We start from the raw sequence: 13,737 nt of genomic DNA, 5'->3' as shown, positions 1-13,737 counted from the left end.
CTTTTGCATCGCATGAACTAAGAAGTTAATGGCTAAAGAATGAATACACAACAACTGGCAAAACTGCGTTCCATCGTGCCCGAAATGCGTCGCGTTCGGCACATTCACTTTGTCGGCATCGGTGGTGCTGGTATGGGCGGTATTGCCGAAGTTTTGGCCAACGAAGGTTATCAGATCAGCGGTTCTGACTTAGCGCCGAACCCGGTGACGCAGCAGTTGACGAATCTGGGCGCCACGATTTTCTTCAACCATCGCCCTGAAAACGTGCGTGATGCGAGTGTGGTGGTGGTATCCAGCGCCATTTCTGCGGATAACCCGGAAATTGTTGCGGCGCATGAAGCGCGTATTCCGGTGATCCGTCGTGCTGAAATGCTGGCGGAGTTAATGCGTTTTCGTCACGGTATCGCCATTGCCGGGACGCACGGTAAAACCACGACCACGGCGATGGTCTCCAGTATCTACGCGGAAGCGGGGCTGGATCCGACGTTTGTCAACGGCGGTCTGGTGAAGGCCGCAGGCGTCCATGCGCGTCTGGGTCATAGCCGTTATTTAATCGCGGAGGCGGATGAGAGCGACGCGTCGTTCCTGCATTTGCAGCCGATGGTGGCGATTGTTACCAATATCGAAGCCGATCATATGGATACCTACCATGGTGACTTCGAAAATTTAAAGCAGACGTTTATTAATTTCCTGCATAACTTGCCGTTTTATGGTCGTGCGGTGATGTGCGTTGACGATCCGGTGATCCGCGAGTTGTTGCCGCGAGTCGGTCGTCAAACCACAACCTATGGTTTTAGCGATGATGCTGATGTGCGCGTCGAAGATTATCAGCAGATTGGTCCACAAGGGCATTTCACGCTGCTGCGTCAGGGGATGGCCGATTTACGCGTGACGTTGAACGCACCGGGCCGCCACAATGCGCTGAACGCCGCGGCGGCAGTGGCAGTGGCAACAGAAGAAGGCATTGAAGACGACGCTATTCTGCGCGCGCTGGAAAGTTTCCAGGGCACCGGACGCCGTTTTGACTTCCTCGGCGAATTCCCGCTGGAGCCGGTAAACGGTAAAGCCGGGACGGCGATGCTGGTGGATGATTATGGTCATCACCCAACGGAAGTGGATGCCACGATTAAAGCTGCCCGCGCGGGCTGGCCGGACAAAAATCTGGTAATGCTGTTCCAGCCGCACCGCTTTACGCGTACACGCGATTTGTATGACGACTTTGCCAACGTGCTGACTCAGGTCGATGCACTGTTGATGCTGGATGTGTACGCCGCGGGTGAAGCCGCGATTCCGGGGGCCGACAGCCGTTCGCTGTGCCGTACGATCCGTGGTCGCGGTAAGATCGACCCGATTCTGGTATCCGATCCGGCTCAGGTGGCAGACATGCTGGCGCCGGTATTAACCGGCAACGATCTGATTTTGGTGCAGGGCGCTGGAAATATCGGCAAAATCGCGCGTTCCTTAGCTGAAATCAAACTGAAGCCGCAAAACCCGGAGGAAGAACAACATGGCTGATAAAATCGCGGTCCTGTTAGGGGGAACCTCCGCAGAGCGTGAAGTTTCGCTGAATTCCGGCGCGGCCGTACTGGCAGGGTTACGCGAAGGTGGTGTCGATGCTCATCCAATTGACCCAAAAGAGGTTGATGTCACGCTTTTGAAATCGATGGGTTTTCAAAAGGTGTTTATTGCGCTGCACGGTCGTGGCGGGGAAGATGGCACGTTGCAGGGCATGCTGGAGCTGATTGGTCTGCCGTACACCGGTAGTGGCGTCATGGCTTCCGCAATTTCTATGGACAAACTGCGCAGCAAGCTGCTGTGGCAGGGCGCAGGTTTACCCGTCGCGCCCTGGGTTGCATTGACCCGCGCTGAGTTCGAAAAAGGTCTTAGCGATGAAGTGGTTACAAAAATTTCTGCGTTAGGTTTGCCGCTGATTGTGAAGCCAAGCCGTGAAGGCTCCAGCGTAGGAATGTCAAAAGTTGAAGAAGAAAATGCTTTGCAGGGTGCATTAGCATTGGCTTTTCAGCATGATGAAGAAGTACTGATCGAAAAATGGCTCAGTGGCCCGGAATTTACAGTTGCGATACTTGGTGAAGAAATTTTACCGTCAATACGTATCCAACCCGCGGGAACCTTCTATGATTATGAGGCGAAGTATCTCTCTGATGAGACACAATATTTCTGCCCAGCCGGTCTGGAAGTCGAACAAGAGGCCCGTTTACAGGAATTAGTCCTGAAAGCGTGGACCACATTGGGCTGTAAAGGTTGGGGTCGCATTGACGTCATGCTGGACAGCGATGGCCAGTTTTATCTGCTGGAAGCGAATACCTCTCCGGGTATGACCAGCCACAGTCTGGTGCCGATGGCGGCGCGTCAGGCGGGCCTGAGCTTCTCGCAGTTGGTGGTAAGAATTCTGGAGTTGGCGGACTGATATGTCGCAGGCTGCGCTGAACACGCGAAACGGTGATGAAGAAGAAGTAAACTCCTCACGCCGCAATAATGGAACGCGTCTTGCAGGAATATTGTTCCTGCTGACAGTGCTGTGCACCGTGTTTGTCAGCGGCTGGGTAGTGTTGGGATGGATGGAAGATGCGCAACGTTTGCCTTTATCGAAACTGGTGTTAACCGGCGAACGGCATTACACGCGCAATGACGATATTCGTCAGTCCATTCTGGCGCTGGGCGCTCCGGGAACCTTTATGACTCAGGATGTGAACATCATTCAGAGTCAAATTGAACGACTCCCCTGGATTAAACAGGCGAGCGTCAGAAAGCAATGGCCCGATGAATTGAAGATTCATCTGGTTGAATATGTGCCCATTGCGCGTTGGAATGACCAACATATGGTGGATGCTGAAGGAAATACGTTCAGTGTTCCAACCGGTCGGGCCAATAAGCAGGTATTACCCATGTTATATGGACCGGAAGGCAGCGCAAGTGAAGTGTTGCAAGGGTTTCGCGATATGGGGCAGGTGCTGGCTAAGGATAGATTCACCCTGAAGGAAGCGGCGATGACCGCTCGTCGTTCCTGGCAGTTGACGCTGAATAACGATATTAAGCTGAATCTGGGCAGGGGCGATACGATAAAACGTTTGGCTCGCTTTGTGGAACTCTACCCGGTTTTACAGCAGCAGGCGCAAACCGATGGCAAACGGATTAGCTACGTTGATTTGCGTTATGACTCAGGAGCGGCAGTAGGCTGGGTTCCCTTGCCTCCTGAGGAATCTAATCAGCAACAGAATCAGGCACAGGCAGAACAACAATGATCAAGGCGACGGACAGAAAACTGGTAGTTGGACTGGAGATTGGCACCGCGAAGGTAGCCGCTTTAGTAGGGGAAGTTCTGCCCGACGGTATGGTCAATATCATTGGCGTGGGCAGTTGCCCATCGCGAGGTATGGATAAAGGCGGGGTGAATGACCTTGAGTCAGTGGTGAAGTGCGTACAGCGCGCCATTGACCAGGCTGAACTGATGGCAGATTGCCAGATCTCCTCGGTGTATCTGGCACTTTCCGGTAAACATATTAGCTGTCAAAATGAAATTGGTATGGTGCCCATTTCCGAAGAGGAAGTGACGCAGGAAGATGTGGAAAACGTAGTACATACGGCAAAATCCGTACGCGTTCGCGATGAACATCGTGTTCTGCACGTTATTCCGCAGGAATACGCCATTGACTACCAGGAAGGCATTAAAAATCCGGTAGGTCTTTCCGGCGTACGCATGCAGGCAAAAGTCCACCTTATTACCTGCCACAACGACATGGCGAAGAATATTGTCAAAGCCGTTGAACGTTGTGGTCTGAAAGTTGACCAACTGATTTTTGCCGGGTTGGCAGCCAGTTATTCCGTGTTGACGGAAGATGAACGTGAACTGGGTGTCTGCGTGGTGGATATTGGTGGTGGTACAATGGACATCGCCGTTTATACTGGCGGGGCGTTGCGCCACACTAAAGTGATCCCTTATGCAGGGAATGTAGTGACCAGCGATATCGCGTATGCCTTTGGTACGCCGCCGAGCGATGCTGAGGCCATCAAAGTGCGCCATGGTTGCGCACTGGGTTCCATCGTGGGTAAAGACGAGAGCGTTGAAGTGCCAAGCGTGGGGGGGCGTCCACCGCGTAGCCTGCAACGTCAGACTCTGGCAGAGGTCATTGAGCCGCGTTATACCGAGCTGCTCAACCTGGTCAACGAAGAAATTTTGCAATTACAAGAACAGCTTCGCCAGCAGGGTGTGAAACATCATCTGGCGGCGGGGATTGTGTTAACCGGTGGCGCTGCGCAAATTGAAGGTCTTGCGGCCTGCGCACAGCGCGTGTTCCATACGCAAGTACGTATTGGCGCGCCGCTGAATATCACTGGTCTGACGGATTATGCCCAGGAGCCGTATTATTCAACGGCAGTGGGGTTGCTTCACTACGGGAAAGAATCCCATTTGAGTGGTGAGGCTGAAGTTGAAAAACGCGTAACGGCATCAGTTGGCTCGTGGATCAAACGACTCAATAGCTGGCTGCGAAAAGAGTTTTAATTTTTAAAGAGACCAACGCACATTAACGGTCTCAGGCGACAGGCACAACGGAGAGAGAAACTATGTTTGAACCTATGGAACTTACCAATGACGCGGTGATTAAAGTCATCGGCGTCGGCGGCGGCGGCGGTAATGCCGTTGAACACATGGTGCGCGAGCGCATCGAAGGTGTTGAATTCTTCGCGGTGAATACCGACGCTCAGGCGTTGCGTAAAACGGCGGTTGGACAGACCATTCAGATTGGTAGCGGCATCACCAAAGGTCTGGGCGCGGGTGCGAACCCGGAAGTCGGCCGTAATGCGGCAGACGAAGATCGTGAAGCTCTGCGTGCAGCGCTTGACGGGGCAGACATGGTGTTTATCGCAGCTGGCATGGGCGGCGGTACCGGTACCGGTGCAGCGCCAGTGGTTGCTGAAGTCGCAAAAGATTTAGGTATTCTGACCGTTGCTGTCGTGACTAAGCCTTTCAACTTTGAAGGCAAGAAGCGTATGGCATTCGCGGAGCAGGGTATCACCGAGCTGTCCAAACATGTGGACTCTCTGATCACTATTCCGAACGACAAACTGCTGAAAGTACTGGGTCGCGGTATCTCCCTGCTGGATGCGTTTGGCGCAGCGAACGACGTGCTGAAAGGCGCAGTCCAGGGTATCGCTGAACTGATTACTCGTCCGGGCCTGATGAACGTCGACTTTGCAGACGTGCGCACCGTGATGTCCGAAATGGGCTACGCGATGATGGGTTCAGGCGTGGCAAGCGGTGAAGACCGTGCGGAAGAAGCTGCTGAAATGGCTATCTCTTCTCCGCTGCTGGAAGACATCGATCTGTCTGGTGCGCGCGGCGTGCTGGTCAACATTACTGCGGGCTTCGACCTGCGTCTGGATGAGTTCGAAACCGTCGGTAACACGATTCGTGCCTTTGCATCGGATAATGCGACCGTGGTTATCGGTACCTCTCTGGACCCGGATATGAACGACGAACTGCGCGTGACCGTTGTTGCGACTGGAATTGGTATGGACAAACGTCCTGAAATCACTCTGGTGACCAACAAGCAGGTACAGCAGCCGGTAATGGATCGTTACCAGCAGCACGGCATGGCGCCGTTGACGCAAGAGCAGAAACCGGTAGCGAAAGTGGTTAACGACAATACGCCGCAAACCACCAAAGAGCCGGATTATCTGGATATCCCAGCATTCCTGCGTAAGCAAGCTGATTAAGAATTAGCTGGAATTTGGGAATTGTGGCTCTTTGTGCTAAACTGGCCCACCGAATGTATAGTACACTTCGGTTGGATAGGTAATTTGGCGAGATTATACGATGATCAAACAAAGGACTCTTAAACGTATCGTTCAGGCGACTGGCGTCGGTTTGCATACCGGCAAAAAAGTCACCCTGACATTACGCCCTGCGCCGGCCAACACCGGGGTCATCTATCGTCGCACCGACTTGAATCCTCCGGTAGATTTCCCGGCCGATGCCAAATCTGTGCGTGATACCATGCTCTGTACGTGTCTGGTCAATGAGCATGATGTACGGATTTCAACCGTAGAGCACCTTAATGCTGCTCTGGCGGGCTTAGGTATCGATAACATCGTTATTGAAGTTAACGCACCGGAAATCCCGATCATGGATGGCAGTGCCGCTCCGTTCGTTTACCTGCTGCTTGATGCAGGTATTGAAGAACTGAGCAGCGCCAAAAAATTTGTTCGCATCAAAGAGACCGTTCGTGTCGAAGATGGCGATAAGTGGGCTGAATTTAAGCCGTATAATGGTTTTACGTTGGATTTCACCATCGACTTTAACCATCCGGCGATAGACTCCAGCACGCAGCGCTACGCGATGAACTTCTCTGCGGATGCGTTCATGCGCCAGATCAGCCGCGCGCGTACTTTCGGCTTCATGCGTGATATCGAATATCTGCAGTCCCGCGGCCTGTGCCTGGGCGGCAGCTTCGATTGTGCCATCGTTGTTGACGATTATCGCGTATTGAACGAAGACGGCCTGCGTTTTGAAGATGAATTCGTTCGTCACAAAATGCTCGACGCGATCGGTGACTTGTTCATGTGTGGTCACAACATTATTGGTGCATTTACCGCGTATAAATCCGGTCATGCATTGAATAACAAACTGTTGCAGGCGGTCCTGGCAAAACAGGAAGCCTGGGAATATGTGACCTTCCAGGACGATGCAGAACTGCCGTTGGCGTTCAAAGCACCTTCGACCGTACTGGCATAACGACATACGTTGTCGCATAAATTCGACTGGTAAATCTGGCACTCTCTCCGGCCAGGTGAACCAGTCGTTTTTTTATCTTCCGAATGCAAAACACCTTATCTGAAGCGACTTTTTCCCCACAGGTAGATTAAAATACCGTTCGATCGCTGCTTTCTTAAGCATATTTACCCGCGACTTGCTGTCATTACTGCTGTGGTGCGAACGCATTAATGGTAAGATTTGTGCGCAAAAAATGGTTTTGCATTTGTAACCCCAAACGCAGGGTATATCAGGTGGCAATAACGTGAGTGGAATACTGACGCGCTGGCGACAGTTAGGCAGACGGTACTTCTGGCCGCATCTCCTGTTGGGGATGGTCGCGGCTAGTTTTGGCCTGCCCGCGCTCGGTAATGCTGCTGAACCTAATACCCCCGCGAAGGCGACCGCCAGCAATCACGATCAAGGCGCTAAAGTTAACTTTAGCCAGCTTGCTTTGCTGGAAGCGACCAATCGCCGCCCAAATTTTACCGTCGATTACTGGCATCAACATGCCATTCGTACGGTTATCCGCCATCTTTCTTTTGCCATGGCGCCTCAGGCGTTGCCTGTTGCCGAAGAGCCATTGCCAATCCAGGCGCACCATCTTGCGTTACTGAATACGCTCAGTGCGATGCTGACGCAAGAAGGCACTCCGCCCGCGACGGTGAGTCGCGTAACATACGCCCACTTTACCTCTCAGGCCGCATTTAGCGTTCCGGTCTGGATCAGCCAGCTGCAGGGTATCCGCGCTGGTCCTCAACGCCTCAGCTAAAAAAGAACCTCCCAACTTATAATTTTTGACTCCGCATCGCGGGGCGTTTGAGATTTTATTATGCTAATCAAATTATTAACGAAAGTATTCGGTAGCCGTAACGAGCGTACGCTGCGTCGTATGCGTAAAGTGGTCAATGTCATCAACGCGATGGAACCGGAGATGGAAAAACTCTCCGATGATGAACTGAAAGCGAAGACCGCTGAATTCCGCGCCCGTCTGGAAAAAGGTGCCAGCGTTGAGAGCCTGATCCCGGAAGCGTTCGCTGTGGTCCGCGAAGCGAGTAAGCGCGTGTTCGGCATGCGTCATTTCGACGTTCAGCTGCTGGGCGGTATGGTGCTTAACGATCGCTGCATCGCGGAAATGCGTACTGGTGAAGGTAAAACCCTTACCGCGACGCTGCCAGCTTACCTGAACGCATTAAGCGGGAAGGGCGTACACGTAGTTACCGTGAACGACTACCTGGCTCAGCGTGACGCCGAAAATAACCGCCCGCTGTTTGAATTCCTCGGCATGACCGTTGGTATCAACATGTCTGGCCTGCCAGCACCAGCTAAGCGTGAAGCCTACAACGCCGATATTACTTACGGTACCAACAACGAATACGGCTTTGACTACCTGCGTGACAACATGGCGTTTAGTCCGGAAGAGCGTGTTCAACGTAAACTGCACTATGCGCTGGTCGATGAAGTCGACTCCATTCTGATCGATGAAGCGCGTACGCCGCTGATCATTTCCGGCCCGGCTGAAGACAGCTCGGAAATGTACAAAAAAGTGAACAAAATCATCCCGCACCTGATCCGTCAGGAGAAGGAAGACTCCGACACGTTCCAGGGCGAGGGCCACTTCTCCGTTGATGAGAAAGCGCGCCAGGTTAACCTGACCGAGCGTGGTCTGGTACTGATTGAAGAGCTGCTGGTTAAAGAAGGCATTATGGATGAGGGCGAGTCGCTGTACTCTCCGGGCAACATTATGCTGATGCACCACGTGACTGCCGCACTGCGTGCGCACGTGCTGTTTACCCGCGACGTCGACTACATCGTGAAAGACGGTGAAGTTATCATCGTCGATGAACACACCGGTCGTACCATGCAGGGGCGTCGCTGGTCCGATGGTCTGCACCAGGCTGTTGAAGCTAAAGAAGGCGTAGAGATCCAGAACGAGAACCAGACGCTGGCATCTATTACCTTCCAGAACTACTTCCGTTTGTACGAAAAACTGGCCGGTATGACCGGTACAGCCGACACTGAAGCGTTTGAATTTAGCTCCATCTACAAACTGGATACCGTAGTTGTTCCGACCAACCGTCCGATGATCCGTAAGGATTTACCGGATCTGGTGTACATGACTGAAGCGGAAAAAATTCAGGCGATCATTGAAGATATTAAAGAGCGTACCGCAAATGGCCAGCCGGTACTGGTAGGTACTATCTCCATTGAAAAATCGGAAGTGGTATCTAACGAGCTGAGCAAAGCGGGTATCAAACACAACGTTCTGAACGCCAAGTTCCACGCCAACGAAGCTGCAATCGTCGCCCAAGCGGGTTATCCGTCAGCTGTGACTATCGCAACTAACATGGCTGGTCGTGGTACCGATATCGTGTTGGGCGGTAGCTGGCAGGCGGAAGTCGCCGAGCTGGAAAACCCAACTCCGGAACAAATCGCGCAGATCAAAGCCGAGTGGCAGGTTCGCCATGACGCGGTATTAGCTGCCGGTGGTTTGCATATTATCGGTACCGAGCGTCACGAATCTCGTCGTATCGATAACCAGCTGCGTGGTCGTTCGGGTCGTCAGGGGGATGCGGGTTCTTCTCGTTTCTATCTGTCGATGGAAGATGCGCTGATGCGTATTTTTGCCTCTGACCGTGTGTCAGGCATGATGCGTAAACTGGGTATGAAGCCTGGTGAAGCCATTGAACACCCGTGGGTGACCAAAGCGATTGCTAACGCGCAGCGTAAAGTGGAAAGCCGCAACTTCGATATTCGTAAGCAGCTGCTGGAATATGATGACGTTGCCAACGACCAGCGTCGTGCTATCTACACCCAACGTAACGAACTGCTGGACGTAACTGACGTTAGCGAAACCATCAACAGCATCCGTGAAGATGTCTTCAAAGCAACCATTGATGCCTATATCCCACCGCAATCTCTGGAAGAAATGTGGGATATCCCGGGTCTGCAGGAACGTCTGAAAAACGACTTCGATCTTGAGATGCCGATTTCAGAGTGGCTGGATAAAGAGCCTGAGCTGCACGAAGAAACGCTGCGTGAACGTATCCTGGCAAACGGCATCGAAGTTTATAAGCGTAAAGAAGAAGTTGTGGGCGCGGAGATGATGCGTCACTTCGAAAAAGGCGTGATGCTGCAAACTCTCGACTCCCTGTGGAAAGAGCACCTTGCTGCAATGGACTATCTGCGTCAGGGTATCCACCTGCGTGGTTATGCGCAAAAAGATCCGAAGCAGGAATACAAGCGTGAATCCTTCTCTATGTTTGCATCAATGCTGGAATCACTGAAGTACGAAGTGATCAGCACCCTGAGCAAAGTTCAGGTGCGTATGCCTGAAGAAGTCGAAGCCATGGAGCAGCAGCGTCGTGAAGAAGCCGAGCGCTTAGCGCAGATGCAGCAGTTGAGCCATAAAGGCGACGATTCTGCCGCGGCAGAAGAGCTGGCAGCACAAACCGGCGATCGTAAAGTAGGTCGTAACGATCCGTGTCCTTGCGGCTCTGGCAAAAAATACAAACAGTGCCATGGCCGTCTGAGCTAAGAAAATAACTTACTGAAAAGGCGCAGAATTCTGCGCCTTTTTTATGGACGATCAAGATGAAAATACTGCAAATCGCCGTCGGGATTATTCGTAATCAGCGACATGAAATTTTTATCACCCAGCGTGCGGCTGATGCCCACATGGCCAATAAGCTGGAGTTCCCCGGCGGGAAAATTGAAGCGGGCGAAACGCCGGAGCAGGCGCTGATTCGCGAGCTACAGGAAGAAGTAGGGATCACGCCTACTCAAAGCGCATTGTTCGAAAAGCTGGAGTATCAGTTTCCGGACAGGCATATCACTCTGTGGTTCTGGCTGGTTGAAAGCTGGGAAGGCGAGCCGTGGGGTAAAGAGGGGCAACCGGCGCAGTGGATTGCGCAAGATGCTCTGAATGCGCAGGATTTCCCGCCCGCGAATGCACCGGTCATTGAAAAGCTGATTGCTGGCTAATGGTGTTGTAGGCCGGATAAGGCAACGCCGCATCCGGCAAATTATTGCGGGGGCGCAACGCTTATCCAACCTCCCGTTTTAGCAGAATTACTTCTGCTCTTCACTCCAGTCGTCGCTTTCCGACAGATCACCAGAGCTTGGGATGCGTTTCTCTTCTGCGGCCCACTCTCCCAGATCGATTAACTGGCAGCGCTTGCTGCAGAATGGACGAAATGGACTGACTTCAGCCCATACAACAGGCTTGCCACAGGTTGGGCAGTTGACGATGGTTTGTTCAGACATGTTGACTCCTTAACAGCACGCCAGTTCAAAATCGAGGCGCTCAGGCACCTGACCATTCTCGCTATCCAGCGGCATAAAGCGGATGGCAAAACGGCTCTTATGACCAGAAATTTGCGGATAAAGCTGCGAATCAAGCGGCAGGTGCAAGCGCAGCAGATCTGCATCTTCGCCGTTGTCCTGATAAAAACCATTCAGGCTGGTCTGCTTACGAAACGGCGCTGAGTTGCGAATTAAATCCAGTATCAGGGACAGCGCCTGATTGAGCGGATTCAGGCTGGCAAGCCAGGTTTCAACCTGCGCGTCACGATGCGACTGTGCCAGGTGTAACCAGATATGCAGAGTCGGCAGATCGAAACTGCAGCACCCGCCAGGAATACTTAAACGCTGACGTACGAGACCAATCAGACGATCTTCGCGCAGCGTCTGTCCAATACGCGGGGCAGAAATCAGAATGCTACCTGCACTTTTTAACTGCTGACGTAATGCCTCGATCCGGCTTTGATCGACGCCGGGAACTTCGACCCAGGCCTGGAGTTTACGTTGCTGTCGCTCCAGTTCTTTGAGGAGTTCGGTACGGACTTCACCGCGTTCAAATACATCCAGTAAATCTCCGATATTGCGGAAAAAATGCAGAGCGCCGGCATGGTCAGCAATGGGCAAATTAACGGAGAGCTGTTGGATTAAAAACTCAATGCGCAGCCATGTACGCATCTTCTCATTGAGAGGGTGTTCAAAAAGGACCTGGGTGTGCATTACGGTTTTTCCTGTGAGACAAACTGCGACGCGCATTGCAAATAGAGCGCGTGCAGGCGGGCGACATCCGAGGCGATGGCCTCCGGTGCGCCATTATTATCAATAACATCGTCTGCCACGGCCAGACGCGCTTCACGCGTTGCCTGGGCAGCAAGAATTTGTTCAACATGCTCACGCGTGACGTCATCACGCTGCATGGTGCGTCTGAGCTGGGTTTCGGGGGTGACATCCACCACGAGTACGCGGTCGGCTTTTTTATACAGCGAATTTTCCACCAGCAAAGGGACAACCCACAGCAGGTAAGGGGAGGTTGCTTGCTGAAACTGGCGCTGCGTTTCCTGCTGAATAAGCGGATGAAGCAGGGTATTTAGCCAGTTTTTCTCCTCAGGATTGGAAAAAATGCGTTCGCGTAAAATGCGCCGCTGCAACGATCCGTCGGCGTCGATAACCTCGGAACCAAAATGATCTTCGATCGCCTTAAGAGCAGGTGTGCCGGGTTCAACCACCTGGCGCGCAATAATATCTGCATCAATGACGTTTATTCCGAGGTCAGCGAACGCATTTGCAACGGTGCTTTTACCACTGCCGATGCCGCCGGTTAAGGCTACCGTATACCTCATAGATGCCGATCCTGGAGTTTAAGTTTGATTATCAAACAGTTAAAAGTTATGCGTGCGAAGGCGAGGCTGCTGTAGGATTAACCTACTATTCGCCAGGTAAATTTATGGGATTGTAGCGTAAAAAAAGAGAATTTCGCAGTCTTGCGCGGCATTGATTAGTGCGTATGATAGCGTCACTGGAGTTGTGAGTTTCGATTTTTCGCCATTAACCCCAGGAATCCGCACATGCGTATCGAAGAAGATCTGAAGTTAGGTTTCAAAGACGTTCTTATCCGCCCTAAGCGTTCTACTCTCAAAAGCCGTTCCGATGTTGAGCTGGAACGTCAATTTACCTTCAAGCATTCAGGTCAGACCTGGTCCGGCGTACCTATTATTGCCGCGAACATGGACACTGTCGGGACGTTTGCCATGGCAACGGCACTGGCATCCTTCGACATCCTGACCGCTGTGCACAAACACTATTCTGTTGAAGACTGGGCCGCCTTCATCGCAGAGAGTTCTGCCGATGTGCTCAAACACGTAATGGTTTCAACCGGTACGTCTGATGCAGATTTCGAAAAAACTAAACAGATTCTGGCGCTCAACCCCGCGCTGAACTTTATCTGCATCGACGTGGCCAATGGCTACTCAGAGCATTTTGTTCAGTTTGTGTCGAAAGCGCGTGAAGCATGGCCGACTAAAACAATTTGTGCGGGCAATGTGGTCACTGGTGAAATGTGTGAAGAGCTGGTGCTCTCCGGTGCTGATATTGTCAAAGTAGGTATTGGCCCAGGTTCTGTATGTACCACGCGTGTAAAAACCGGCGTTGGCTATCCACAGCTTTCTGCGGTTATTGAATGTGCCGATGCAGCCCACGGTCTGGGCGGCATGATTGTCAGCGACGGCGGCTGCACGATGCCGGGTGACGTGGCAAAAGCGTTCGGTGGCGGCGCAGACTTCGTGATGCTCGGCGGCATGCTGGCTGGTCATGAAGAAAGTGGCGGCAAAATTGTTGAGGAGAACGGTGAGAAATTCATGCTGTTCTACGGTATGAGCTCTGAATCTGCCATGACGCGTCACGTAGGTGGTGTTGCACAATACCGCGCCGCAGAAGGTAAAACCGTCAAGTTGCCACTGCGCGGCCCGGTTGATAATACCGCTCGCGATATCCTCGGTGGCCTGCGTTCTGCTTGCACCTATGTAGGCGCATCCCGTCTGAAAGAGCTGACCAAACGTACAACGTTTATTCGTGTACAGGAACAAGAAAACCGCGTTTTCAATAGTCTGTAAGAACAGGTCGTTCTGTGAAATGCCTGATGGCGTTACGCCGCCATCCGGCATTTGAAT

At 52.4% G+C, this 13,737-nt stretch carries 13 protein-coding genes; 10 read left to right on the top strand and 3 right to left on the bottom strand.

Features of this window, described 5'->3' with window-relative positions; translation table 11 throughout:
* The first annotated feature begins 39 nt into the window (after positions 1-39).
* The 9 genes from murC to mutT all read left to right on the top strand — a co-directional run bounded on the left by murC (position 40) and on the right by mutT (position 10,756).
* A complete protein-coding gene (gene murC, locus BZK41_RS02655) occupies positions 40-1,515 on the top strand; it encodes a UDP-N-acetylmuramate--L-alanine ligase (protein ID WP_003018763.1) in 1,476 nt (491 codons plus the stop codon).
* Positions 1,508-2,428: a D-alanine--D-alanine ligase gene (locus BZK41_RS02650; RefSeq protein ID WP_079937083.1), complete on the top strand. Its 921-nt coding sequence runs from the start codon at positions 1,508-1,510 to the stop codon at positions 2,426-2,428. The genes murC and BZK41_RS02650 overlap by 8 nt, the downstream gene beginning before the upstream one ends.
* A 1-nt stretch (position 2,429) precedes the next feature.
* On the top strand, positions 2,430-3,263 hold the full coding sequence (gene ftsQ / locus BZK41_RS02645; protein WP_003018758.1) for a cell division protein FtsQ: 834 nt from the start codon (positions 2,430-2,432) through the stop codon (positions 3,261-3,263).
* Positions 3,260-4,522 carry a cell division protein FtsA gene (ftsA, locus tag BZK41_RS02640; protein ID WP_003018755.1) on the top strand — a complete coding sequence of 421 codons (1,263 nt, stop codon included), beginning with the start codon at positions 3,260-3,262 and terminating at the stop codon, positions 4,520-4,522. The genes ftsQ and ftsA overlap by 4 nt, the downstream gene beginning before the upstream one ends.
* Before the next feature lie 62 nt (positions 4,523-4,584).
* Positions 4,585-5,736 carry a cell division protein FtsZ gene (ftsZ, locus tag BZK41_RS02635; protein ID WP_003018753.1) on the top strand — a complete coding sequence of 384 codons (1,152 nt, stop codon included), beginning with the start codon at positions 4,585-4,587 and terminating at the stop codon, positions 5,734-5,736.
* 100 nt (positions 5,737-5,836) lie between these two features.
* Complete coding sequence (lpxC, locus tag BZK41_RS02630) at positions 5,837-6,754, top strand: UDP-3-O-acyl-N-acetylglucosamine deacetylase (protein WP_006686706.1); 918 nt, start codon at positions 5,837-5,839, stop codon at positions 6,752-6,754.
* A 283-nt stretch (positions 6,755-7,037) separates the two neighbouring features.
* On the top strand, positions 7,038-7,544 hold the full coding sequence (gene secM, locus BZK41_RS02625; RefSeq protein ID WP_003829520.1) for a secA translation cis-regulator SecM: 507 nt from the start codon (positions 7,038-7,040) through the stop codon (positions 7,542-7,544).
* Positions 7,545-7,604: 60 nt separating this feature from the next.
* Positions 7,605-10,310: a preprotein translocase subunit SecA gene (gene secA / locus BZK41_RS02620; protein ID WP_079937082.1), complete on the top strand. Its 2,706-nt coding sequence runs from the start codon at positions 7,605-7,607 to the stop codon at positions 10,308-10,310.
* A gap of 56 nt (positions 10,311-10,366) precedes the next feature.
* A complete protein-coding gene (mutT, locus tag BZK41_RS02615) occupies positions 10,367-10,756 on the top strand; it encodes an 8-oxo-dGTP diphosphatase MutT (protein WP_079937081.1) in 390 nt (129 codons plus the stop codon).
* A gap of 87 nt (positions 10,757-10,843) precedes the next feature.
* Here the strand turns inward: mutT and yacG are convergent, their stop codons facing one another.
* Genes yacG through coaE form a run of 3 tightly spaced genes read right to left on the bottom strand, consistent with a single transcriptional unit; the run spans position 10,844 to position 12,411 of the window.
* A complete protein-coding gene (gene yacG, locus BZK41_RS02610) occupies positions 10,844-11,038 on the bottom strand; it encodes a DNA gyrase inhibitor YacG (RefSeq protein WP_003018740.1) in 195 nt (64 codons plus the stop codon).
* 9 nt (positions 11,039-11,047) lie between these two features.
* Positions 11,048-11,791, bottom strand: coding sequence for a cell division protein ZapD (gene zapD, locus BZK41_RS02605; protein WP_079937080.1), 744 nt, complete (start codon positions 11,789-11,791; stop codon positions 11,048-11,050).
* Positions 11,791-12,411, bottom strand: coding sequence for a dephospho-CoA kinase (gene coaE / locus BZK41_RS02600; RefSeq protein WP_079937079.1), 621 nt, complete (start codon positions 12,409-12,411; stop codon positions 11,791-11,793). The genes zapD and coaE overlap by 1 nt, the downstream gene beginning before the upstream one ends.
* A 225-nt stretch (positions 12,412-12,636) precedes the next feature.
* Here coaE and BZK41_RS02595 point away from each other — a divergent pair, with 225 nt between their 5' ends.
* Positions 12,637-13,680: a GMP reductase gene (locus BZK41_RS02595; RefSeq protein WP_003829510.1), complete on the top strand. Its 1,044-nt coding sequence runs from the start codon at positions 12,637-12,639 to the stop codon at positions 13,678-13,680.
* Positions 13,681-13,737 lie beyond the last annotated feature (57 nt).

It is taken from the genome of Citrobacter sp. A316, assembly GCF_002042945.1.
In the GTDB taxonomy this organism is placed as follows: domain Bacteria; phylum Pseudomonadota; class Gammaproteobacteria; order Enterobacterales; family Enterobacteriaceae; genus Citrobacter; species Citrobacter portucalensis.
This window is presented reverse-complemented; position numbering and strand designations above follow the sequence as displayed.

Excerpts from the sequence above, each read along its gene's own strand:
- ftsZ (WP_003018753.1), top strand. The coding sequence starts at position 4,585 with ATGTTTGAACCTATGGAACTTACCAATGACGCGGTGATTAAAGTCATC.
- mutT (WP_079937081.1), top strand. The coding sequence starts at position 10,367 with ATGAAAATACTGCAAATCGCCGTCGGGATTATTCGTAATCAGCGACAT.
- murC (WP_003018763.1), top strand. The coding sequence starts at position 40 with ATGAATACACAACAACTGGCAAAACTGCGTTCCATCGTGCCCGAAATG.
- ftsQ (WP_003018758.1), top strand. The coding sequence starts at position 2,430 with ATGTCGCAGGCTGCGCTGAACACGCGAAACGGTGATGAAGAAGAAGTA.
- BZK41_RS02650 (WP_079937083.1), top strand. The coding sequence starts at position 1,508 with ATGGCTGATAAAATCGCGGTCCTGTTAGGGGGAACCTCCGCAGAGCGT.
- secA (WP_079937082.1), top strand. The coding sequence starts at position 7,605 with ATGCTAATCAAATTATTAACGAAAGTATTCGGTAGCCGTAACGAGCGT.
- zapD (WP_079937080.1), bottom strand. The coding sequence starts at position 11,791 with ATGCACACCCAGGTCCTTTTTGAACACCCTCTCAATGAGAAGATGCGT.
- coaE (WP_079937079.1), bottom strand. The coding sequence starts at position 12,411 with ATGAGGTATACGGTAGCCTTAACCGGCGGCATCGGCAGTGGTAAAAGC.
- BZK41_RS02595 (WP_003829510.1), top strand. The coding sequence starts at position 12,637 with ATGCGTATCGAAGAAGATCTGAAGTTAGGTTTCAAAGACGTTCTTATC.
- yacG (WP_003018740.1), bottom strand. The coding sequence starts at position 11,038 with ATGTCTGAACAAACCATCGTCAACTGCCCAACCTGTGGCAAGCCTGTT.
- lpxC (WP_006686706.1), top strand. The coding sequence starts at position 5,837 with ATGATCAAACAAAGGACTCTTAAACGTATCGTTCAGGCGACTGGCGTC.
- ftsA (WP_003018755.1), top strand. The coding sequence starts at position 3,260 with ATGATCAAGGCGACGGACAGAAAACTGGTAGTTGGACTGGAGATTGGC.